This window comes from Micromonospora sp. 4G55, assembly GCF_016803375.1.
In genome coordinates, this window is sequence record NZ_JAEVHN010000221.1 from 1 (window position 1) to 9,184 (window position 9,184).

Here is a 9,184-nt window from a genome sequence, read left to right on the forward strand (position 1 = left end):
CCGGCCGCACACCCTGGTCGAGGACGTGGCGATGGGCAGCGCCCTCGGGCTGGTGCTGGAGCTGGTCGCCTGGGCCGCCTGCACCGCCGCCGGCCTGCCGGGCTGGCTGCGGCTCTGGCCGGTGGCGGTGCTGCTGCCGTACGCCGCCGTGCCCCGGCTGCGCCGGCACTGGCGGGCCGGCGGGACGACCCCGGTGCCGACCGGCTGGGCCTGGTCGCTCGCCGGGGTGGTCGCCGGGTTCACCCTCTACCTCAGCGAGTCGTTCCTGCGGGTCAACCCGGTGCTGCCCACCGACGAGGGGCAGGCCCAGTACATCGACCTGGCGTTCCAGCTCTCGCTGGCCGGCGCGGCCACCCACCAGGTGCCCCCGGAGGTTCCGCAGGTGGCCGGCGAGGCGCTGCACTACCACTGGTTCGGCTTCGCCCACCTCGCGGCGGCCAGCCTGGTCAGCGGCGTCGACCTGCCCACGGTCTTCTTCCGGCTCGCCGTGCCGGCGCTCTGCGCGCTCGCCGCGGTGCTGGTCGCGGTGGTCGGCTGGCGGGTCACCGGCCGGCCGTACGCCGGGGTGGTCGCCGCCGGGCTGATGTTCACCGTCGGGGAGTTCGGCTTCGAGAACGGGCTGCGGCAGCTCTTCGGCAGCCAGGTCACCTTCATCGTCTGGGGCAGTCCGTCGATGACGTACAGCTGGGTGCTGCTGCTGCCGCTGATCGCCGTGCTGGCCGAGATCGTCGGCCGGGCCCGGGGCAGCACCGTCCCGCCGGTGGGCCGGGGCGCCTGGGTGCTGGCGGTCCTGCTGCTCGCCGCCTCCACCGGGGCCAAGGCCAGCTCGGTGCCGGTGGTGCTGGCCGCGCTGGCGTTCACCGTCGCGGTGCTGCTGGTGACCCGGCGGCGACCGCCCCCGGCCGGTGCTCGTCGCGGCGGGGCTGGCCCTGGCGGCGCAGGTGTTCGCCACCGCCGTCCTCTTCGCCTTCGAGAGCCACGGTGTGACTGTGGAGCCCTTCTCCGGGCTGCGCCCGTACGTCGGCGAGGGGCACTCCGGCCCGGTGACCGCGCTGCTCTGGGTCGGGGTCCTGGTGGCCTTCCTGCTCAACCTCCAGCTCCGCCTCGCCGGGGTGGTGGCGCTGCTGCGGCTGCGCCGGTGGCGGCTGGAGCCGGCGCAGGTCTTCCTGCTCGGCGGCGCGCTGGCCGGTCCGGCGGTCTACCTGCTGGTCGCCCACCCGGGCAGCAGCAACCAGTACTTCACCCGGACCGGTTTCGCCTTCGGGGTGCTGCTGTCCGGCTGGGGCTTCGTCGAGCTGCTGGACCGGGCCGCGCTCACCATCCGGGGACGGGTGCTGCTCGGCGCGGGCGCGGCGAGCCTCGCGCTGGCGCTGACCGCGTACCAGCTGCGCTTTCCGGCGATCGTGCCGCCCGACGGCCGTCCGCCGCGGTGCTGCCGCTGCTCTGCTGGGCGGCCGCCCTGGTGGCGGCGGTGGTCCTGGTGGCCCTGCTCTGGCCGGGGCTGGTCGACCGCTGGCCCGGGCTGGCCGGCCGGGGCCCGCTGGTGCTACTCACCGTCGTGCTGGTGGCCGGCGCGCCGGGCCTGGTGCTCGACGCGGCGGCGGCCCGGTACTTCACCAACGGCGGGGCGTACGCGGTGGAGCGGATGCCGGCCTCCCGGGTGCAGGCGCCGCTGGGTGCGCGCGCACAGCGGGCCGGAGGAGGTGCTGGCGACCAATGTGCACTGCCGGATGGTGGTCAGCGGCTGGTGCGACGCCCGCTCGTTCTGGCTCAGCGGCTACGCCGAGCGGCCGGTGCTGGTGGAGGGCTGGGCGTTCGCGCCCCGGATGGTGGGCCGGCCCGAAGGCCCGTACGCCCCGTTCTGGGACGCCGAGCGGCTGCGCGCCAACGACGCCGCGTTCACCGCGCCCACCGCCGCCGGCCTGGCCGAGCTGCGCGACCGGTACGGCGTGCGCTGGCTGGTGGTCGACCGCACGGTCGGCCCGGAGTCCCCGGACCTGGCCCAGCTGGCCGACCTGCGCCACGAGAACACCCGGATGGCCGTCTACCGCCTGCGGTGACGCCCGGCCCGCCATTGCCGGGCCGGGCGCCCGGCGGTCACTTCGGCAGGTTGGTGCTCGACTTGGCCAGCTGGTACGCCGGCAGCATCGCCTCGAACTCCTCGTCGTCCGACCCGCCGAGGGTGATGAGGATCTTGCCGTAGAGGCTGGAGACCAGGATCGCCCGCTTCCGCCCGTCGTCGCCGGTCCAGGTCGCCTCGAACGAGTCCAGCGGGCCGGCCTTGGTGCGCCGGTACTGCCGCTCCTCGGCCGGGCCGTAGTCGTCGATGAACTTGTCCAGGGTGATCTGCGGCGTCCGGGGCGTCGCCCCCTGGATCCGCCAGACCCGCAGGAAGCCGATGTGCCCGGCCGGCTTCGCGTCGATCTCGCAGAGCAGCACGCCCGGTCCGATCTGGAAGTCGGTGCCGGAGGGCACCGCCTTGACCTTCCACTTCGCCGGGACGGAGAAGGTGATCGGCAGCGGGCAGGTGCCGCCCTCCGGGCCGACCGTGGTGCCGGCGGCGGCCGGGGCGACCTCGTCGTACCAGGGTGGACCGGCCGCGATCGGCGAGGCGGTCGGGCTGGCCGACGGCGAGGGCGAGGGCGCCACGGCGGGTTCCTTCGCGTCCTCGGCGCAGCCGGTCGCCACGGTCAGGGTGAGCGCGGCCAGTACGGCCACCCGTCGGATCATCTGTCACGTCCCCCGTCGGATCTCGTGCCGTCGATGCGACGGCCGGCCGATGCTAGCGGACGGGATCCCTTGCGGCGTGGGCGGTTCAGGCCGGGCGGTGGGCGCGCAGCATCAGCGAGACCCCGGGCAGCGACCGCACCGGCAGGTACCGCTCGGCGGTGACGACGGTGCGCAGCCCCAGGTTGACCAGCGGGTGCAGGTCGCCCAGGTCGCTGCCGGTGGAGGTGCGGCGCCGCCAGGCGGCGACCGGGCGGAGCAGCACGTTCCAGCTCCACAGCTCGTCGACCACCAGGCCGGCCTTCTCCACCACCGCCCGCAGCGACTCCCGGTCGTAGCGGCGGACGTGCCCGACCGCCACGTCGTGGGCCGACCAGAGCGCCATGTCGCAGGGCACCGCGATCAGGGCCGTCCCGCCGGGGCGCAGCGTGCGGCGGATCTCGGCGGCGGCCAGGTGGTCCTCGTCGAAGTGTTCGAGGATGTCGAAGGCGACCACCAGGCCGAGGCTCGCCGATCCGACGGGCAGGTGCCGGGCGTCGGACCGGATCACGTCGAGCCCGCGTTCCCGGGCCACCCCGGCACCGTCGGCGCTGTACTCCAGGGCCAGCGGGCGCCACCCGTGCGCCCGCAGCACCCGGGTGTTGCCGCCGCCGGCCGCGCCGACGTCCAGCGCCCGCCCGGGACGTGCCCCGGCGGCGGCCAGCCGGCGCAGCGACCGGGCCAGCAGGGCACGCCGCTCGCGGTACCACCAGTGGGTGTCCTCGAGCGCGGCGAGCTTGCGGATCTCCGTCGCTTCCACGGCGTGCTCCTCGCGGGTTCGGCGGCCCTCACCCTAGTCGCCCGGGACCGGCTGCATCCGGGCAACCGGGGCGGAGACGCGGTCAGGGCCCGCGCCCGGAAAGGCGCGGACCCTGACTGGTACGACCGGTGCTACAGCGGGATGTTGCCGTGCGCGCCCCGCGCGGCGGGCGCCCCGGCGAGCGCCTCGGCGATCCGGCGCCGGGTCTCCTCCGGCTTGATCACGTCGTCCACCACGCCGATCTCCAGCGCCCGGTTCACCCCGCCGGCGACCCGGGTCTGCTCCTCGATCAGCTGCGCGCGCAGCGTCTCGCGCTGTTCCGCCGGGGCGGCGGCGAGCTTCTTGCGGTGCAGGATGTTGACCGCCGCGCTGGCACCCATCACCGCGACCTCCGCGTTCGGCCAGGCGAAGACCGCGGTCGCGCCGAGCGAGCGGGAGTTCATCGCGATGTACGCGCCGCCGTACGCCTTGCGGGTCACCAGCGTCACCCGCGGCACCACCGCCTCGGCGAAGGCGTGCAGCAGCTTCGCGCCGCGCCGGACCACGCCGTCCCACTCCTGGCCCAGACCGGGCAGGTAACCGGGCACGTCGACCAGCACGATCAGCGGCACCCCGAGGGAGTCGCACATCCGCACGAACCGGGCCGCCTTCTCGGCGCTGGACGCGTCGAGGCAGCCACCCAGCCGCAGCGGGTTGTTGGCGATCACACCGACCGTCCGGCCGGCGAACCGGCCGAGCGTGGTGACCACGTTCGGCGCCCACTTGGCGTGCAGCTCCACGCCGGGGGCGTCCAGCAGCGCCTTGACCACCGGCTTGACGTCGTACGCCCGGTTGGTCTCGGCCGGCATCTTCGCCGTCAGGTCGTGCCCGTCCTCGACGCCGGTCGCCACGTCGTCGGGGGAGAGCCGGCCCTGGCGGCCGAGCAGCGCGGCGAGCTTGCGCGACTCGACCATCGCCGCCTCGTCGTCGGCGCAGGTCACGTGCACCACGCCGGAGCGCCGGCCGTGCGGCTCGGGGCCGCCGAGGCGCTCCATGTCGACCTGCTCGCCGGTCACGCTGCGGACCACCTCGGCCCGGTGACGAAGATCCGCCCGGCGCCGCTCATCACCACGATGTCGGTCAGCGCCGGCCCGTACGCCGCGCCACCGGCCGCCGGACCGAGCACCACCGAGATCTGCGGCACCCGGCCGGAGGCGCGCACCATGGCGGCGAAGACCTGCCCGACGGCGTCGAGCGCGACCACGCCCTCGGCCAGCCGGGCACCGCCGGAGTGCCAGAGGCCGAGCACCGGCACCCGCTCCCGGACGGCGGTGTCGATCGCGTCGACGATGTGCCGGCACCCCTCGGTGCCCATCGCGCCGCCCATCTTCGTGGCGTCCGTGGCGTACGCGATCGCCGGCGTGCCGTCGATCTCACCCCGCGCCCAGAGGACGCCGGAGGTGTCCCGGGGTGCCAGCAGGCGCAGCGAACCGGTGTCGAACAGGGCCCGGAGGCGCAGCTCCGGATCCCGGTAGTCCACGGTGGATGTGTCCGCACCAACGGCGGTGGTGGTCACGTGAGCCTCCAAGGCTGTGGTCTCAGGCCCGCGTGAAGACGAGAGCCACGTTGTGTCCGCCGAAGCCGAACGAGTTGTTCAGGGCGGCGGGGATGTCCATGTGGCGCGCCTTGTTGGCGGCCACCTCCAGAGTGAGGCCGTCGTCCGGGTCATCGAGGTTGATCGTCGGGGGTACGACACCGTCGCGGATCGCCAGGATCGTGGCGATCGACTCCAGTGCGCCCGCCGCGCCCAGCAGGTGACCGGACATGGACTTGGTGGCGGTCAGCACCGGGTGGTCGCCGAGGGCCTCGTGCAGCGCCTTGATCTCGGCGATGTCGCCGACCGGGGTCGAGGTGGCGTGCGCGTTGACGTGCACGATGTCGGACTTCGCCACGTCCGCGTCGGCGATCGCCTTGGCGATGGCCCGGATCGCGCCGGCACGTCCGGGTGCGGCTGGACGATGTCGTAGCCGTCGGAGGTGATGCCCGAACCGGCCAGCCGCGCGTACACCCGGGCGCCCCGGGCGGCCGCGTGCTCGGCCCGCTCCAGCACCAGGATGCCGGCGCCCTCGCCGAGCACGAACCCGTCGCGGCCCTTGTCCCAGGGGCGGGAGGCCCGCTCCGGCTCGTCGTTGCGGGTCGACATGGCCCGCATCGAGCTGAAGCCGGCGATCGGCAGCTGGTGGATGACCGCCTCGGTGCCGCCGGCCACCACCACGTCGGCCCGGCCGGCACGGATCATGTCCATGCCGAGCGCGATGGCCTCCGCGCCGGTCGCGCAGGCGCTGGCCACCGAGTGGACGCCCGCCCGGGCGCCCAGCTCCAGCCCCACCCAGGCGGCGGGGCCGTTGGGCATCAGCATCGGGATGGTGTGCGGGGAGACCCGGCGCGGGCCGGACGCCTCCAGGATGTCGTCCTGGGCGAGCAGGGTCAGCGCGCCGCCGATGCCGGAGCCGACGCTGACGCCCAGCCGGTCCGGGTCGGGCCCGGAGTCGGCCAGGCCGGCGTCCGCCCAGGCCTGCTGCGCCGCGATGATCGCGATCGCCTCGGAACGGTCGAGCCGGCGCAGCTTGACCCGGTCCAGCAGGCCGGCCGGGTCGACCGCCAGCTGGGCCGCGATCCGGACTGGTAGCTGCCCGGCCCACTCCTGGGTGAGCGCACTCACCCCGGAGCGGCCGGCGAGCATGGCGTCCCAGGTCGACGCGACGTCCCCGCCCAGCGGGGTGGTCGCGCCGAGCCCGGTGACGACGACGTCGATGCGACTCATGATCAGGACTGCGCCGCGATGTAGGTGACAGCGTCGCCGACGGTCTTGAGGTTCTGCACCTCGTTGTCCGGGATCTTGACGCCGAACTTCTCCTCGGCCGCCACCACGACCTCCACCATGGAGAGCGAGTCGACGTCGAGGTCGTCGGTGAAGGACTTCCCCTCGGCCACGTCGTCCGGGTTCACCCCGGCAACCTCTTCGAGGATCTCGGCGAGGCCGGTGGTGATCTCGTCACGGGTCATTTCGGTTGGTTCCTCTCATCGGGGGTTACTCGGCGGCCGGCGACGTGCCGACCGCCACTCCTCGGCGCTGGCGCGCCGGAGGGGGTCTCAGGGGCAGCGGACGACCTGACCGGCGTAGGTCAGGCCGCCGCCGAAGCCGAACAGCAGCACCGGGGCGCCCGAGGGCACCTCCCGCCGCTCGATCAGCTTCGACAGGGCCAGCGGCACGCTCGCCGCCGAGGTGTTGCCGGACTCGACGATGTCCTTGGCGATGATCGCCTGCGGGATGTTCAGCCGCTTCGCGATGCCGTCGATGATCCGCGCGTTGGCCTGGTGCGGCACGAACGCGGCCAGCTCCGACGGGTCGACCCCGGCCCGCTCGCAGGCCTGCAGGGCGAGCGGCGCCAGCGCGGTGGTGGCCCAGCGGAAGACCGCCTGACCCTCCTGCGCGATGTACGGGCGCCAGCCCTCGATGCGTACCGCGTCGCTCTTCTCCGGCACCGAGCCCCAGACCACCGGGCCGACCCCGGCGGGCTCGCCCTCGGCGGCGGCGGTGACCACCGCGGCCCCGGCGCCGTCGCCGAAGATGATGCAGGTGGAGCGGTCGGTCCAGTCGGTGAAGTCGGAGAGCTTCTCCGCGCCGACGACGATCGCGTTGCGCGCCGCCCCGGCCCGGATCGCGTGGTCCACGGTGCCGAGGGCGTACGCGAAGCCGGAGCAGGCGGTGTTGATGTCGTACGCGCCCGGGGCGGCGATGCCCAGCTTGGCGGCGACCCGGCAGGCCACGTTCGGGCTGCGGTCGACCGACGTGCAGGTGGCCACGACGACCAGGTCGATGTCGGCGGCGGTGAGGCCGGAGTTGGCCAGCGCCTTGCCGGCGGCGGCGGTCGCCATGTCGGCCACCGTCTCCCCGTCGGCGATCCGCCGGGTGACGATGCCGACCCGGTCCCGGATCCACTCGTCGTTGGTGTCGACCAGTTGGGCGATGTCGTCGTTGGTGACGATGCGGGAGGGCTGGTAGTGGCCCATCGCGAGGATCCGACTGCCGGTCATACGTGGCCTCCGATGCGGGCGAGGGGTTGGCCCGGCGCGACCGGGTCGTCGTGGTGGGCGAGCCACTCGGTGAGCAGGCCGCTGTCGTGCGCGGTCACCTCGACCGGCCCCTGCCGGGTCGCGATGTGGCCGATGACCTGGCCGGTGCGCAGGTCGGCGCCCTCGGCGAGGTCGGCGGTCGGTTCGAACGTCCCGGCGGCGGGGGAGACCACCACCCGGAACTGGACCACCGGCTCGTGGCCGCGCAGCCCGCTGTGCCGGGCGATCAGGTCGCGCGCGGCCGGCAGGTCGTCGGGGGTGTTGAGGGTGACGATCTCGGGCCCGCCGGTGGCCTTCAGCTCCCGCTTGATCAGCCCGGCCAGGGTGCCGGCCGGGGGCAGCTCGACCACGCCGGTGACGCCGAGGTCGGCCAGGGTGCGCATGCACAGGTCCCAGCGGACCGGGGCGGTGACCTGGCGGACCAGCCGCTGCACCATCTCCCGGCCGTGGTTGACCGCCGAACCGTCGAGGTTGGACAGCAGGATCCTTGCCGGCTCGGCCGGGGTGATCCCGGCGGCCACGCCGGCCAGCGCGGCCTCGGCCGGGGCCATGTACGGGGTGTGGAACGCGCCGGCGACCTTGAGCCGGGTGACCCGGGCCTTCGCGGGCGGCTCGGCGGCGAGCTTGTCCAGCGCGTCGAGCGCCCCGGCGGCGACGATCTGGCCGGCGCCGTTGCGGTTGGCCGGGTGCAGCCCGTGCGCCGTGATCGCGGCGAGCACCTCGTCCGGGTCGCGCCGAGCACGGCGGCCATCCCGGTGGGCTCCAGGGCGCAGGCGGCGGCCATCTCCCGGCCGCGTACCCCGGCGAGGGTGATCGCCGCCTCGGCCGGGAGCACCCCGGCGAGGGCGGCGGCGCCGAGTTCGCCGACGCTGTGGCCGGCGGTGACCGCGACGTCGTACATCGGCAGGTGCTCGGCGGCGAGCAGGGCCGCCGCGACCAGCAGCGGCTGCGTCCGGGCGGTGTCCTTGATCTCGTCGGCGTCGGCCGCGGTGCCGAGGTGCACCAGGTCGACCCCGGCGAGCGCGGACCACCACCGCAGGCGGGCCTCGGTGCCGGGCAGGTCGAGCCAGGGAGTCAGGAAGCCGGGTTTCTGGGAACCCTGGCCGGGAGAGAGTACGGCGAGCACGTCTATGACTCTCCTGGATACCTCTGGGTAGCGCTGTGCTGGCACCGACCAAACCGCACTAGAACCTTTGGAGGAATCCTACAAAAATCAACGGCGGTCATCACCCGTCTGTGACGTTTTCCTGACGCCTGGGGTCATTGTCTGGGTCGGGATGGCAGTGACCGCCGGGACGACCGGGTCGAGCCGACCGACGGTCAGCGCCACCTGGAGGGCGAACGCGTCCCGGGGCGACAGCGGCGAGAAGCCGGTGACCTCGGCGATCCGGCGCAGCCGGTAGCGGACCGTGTTCGGGTGCACGAACAGCGACCGGGCCGCGCTCTCCAGCGTCCCGCCCGCGGTGAAGAAGGCGTCCAGGGTCTCCAGCAGCTCGCCGCCGGCGCGCACCAGCGCCGCGTACACGTCGCGCCGCAGCCGCC

8 protein-coding genes and 3 pseudogenes are annotated in these 9,184 nt (G+C 74.4%); 1 reads left to right on the top strand and 10 read right to left on the bottom strand.

Annotated features, from left to right (window positions below):
- Both JNW89_RS18645 and JNW89_RS18650 read right to left on the bottom strand, forming a co-directional pair.
- On the bottom strand, nucleotides 1–243 hold a 243-nt coding region (locus JNW89_RS18645), incomplete at its 3' end, for a hypothetical protein (RefSeq protein ID WP_238449885.1).
- 159 nt (nucleotides 244–402) lie between these two features.
- Complete coding sequence (locus JNW89_RS18650; protein ID WP_238449886.1) at nucleotides 403–861, bottom strand: hypothetical protein; 459 nt, start codon at nucleotides 859–861, stop codon at nucleotides 403–405.
- Nucleotides 862–905: 44 nt separating this feature from the next.
- Between JNW89_RS18650 and JNW89_RS18655 the strand changes: the two genes are divergently transcribed.
- A complete protein-coding gene (locus JNW89_RS18655) occupies nucleotides 906–2,060 on the top strand; it encodes a hypothetical protein (protein ID WP_238449887.1) in 1,155 nt (384 codons plus the stop codon).
- Nucleotides 2,061–2,097: 37 nt separating this feature from the next.
- Here the strand turns inward: JNW89_RS18655 and JNW89_RS18660 are convergent, their stop codons facing one another.
- From JNW89_RS18660 to JNW89_RS18695, 8 genes and pseudogenes are all read right to left on the bottom strand, one after another.
- Entirely contained in the window at nucleotides 2,098–2,730 is a 633-nt protein-coding gene (locus tag JNW89_RS18660) for a lipoprotein (protein ID WP_238449888.1), read from the bottom strand.
- An 85-nt stretch (nucleotides 2,731–2,815) separates the two neighbouring features.
- Nucleotides 2,816–3,526, bottom strand: coding sequence for a bifunctional 2-polyprenyl-6-hydroxyphenol methylase/3-demethylubiquinol 3-O-methyltransferase UbiG (locus JNW89_RS18665; protein ID WP_238449889.1), 711 nt, complete (start codon nucleotides 3,524–3,526; stop codon nucleotides 2,816–2,818).
- A 131-nt stretch (nucleotides 3,527–3,657) separates the two neighbouring features.
- Nucleotides 3,658–5,081, bottom strand: a pseudogene (locus JNW89_RS18670) (acyl-CoA carboxylase subunit beta).
- A gap of 22 nt (nucleotides 5,082–5,103) precedes the next feature.
- A pseudogene (fabF, locus tag JNW89_RS18675) lies at nucleotides 5,104–6,329 on the bottom strand (beta-ketoacyl-ACP synthase II).
- A 2-nt stretch (nucleotides 6,330–6,331) separates the two neighbouring features.
- The gene (locus JNW89_RS18680) at nucleotides 6,332–6,571 is read right to left on the bottom strand and encodes an acyl carrier protein (protein ID WP_074313380.1); all 240 of its coding nucleotides are present in this window, start codon (nucleotides 6,569–6,571) and stop codon (nucleotides 6,332–6,334) included.
- Between the two features lie 87 nt (nucleotides 6,572–6,658).
- On the bottom strand, nucleotides 6,659–7,603 hold the full coding sequence (locus tag JNW89_RS18685; RefSeq protein ID WP_154942643.1) for a beta-ketoacyl-ACP synthase III: 945 nt from the start codon (nucleotides 7,601–7,603) through the stop codon (nucleotides 6,659–6,661).
- Nucleotides 7,600–8,768: pseudogene (locus tag JNW89_RS18690) on the bottom strand (acyltransferase domain-containing protein). Before JNW89_RS18690 ends, JNW89_RS18685 begins: the two are co-directional and overlap by 4 nt.
- Nucleotides 8,769–8,855: 87 nt before the next feature.
- Nucleotides 8,856–9,184, bottom strand: a 329-nt coding sequence (locus JNW89_RS18695; RefSeq protein ID WP_238449890.1) for a CdaR family transcriptional regulator, incomplete at its 5' end; no start/stop codon positions are given.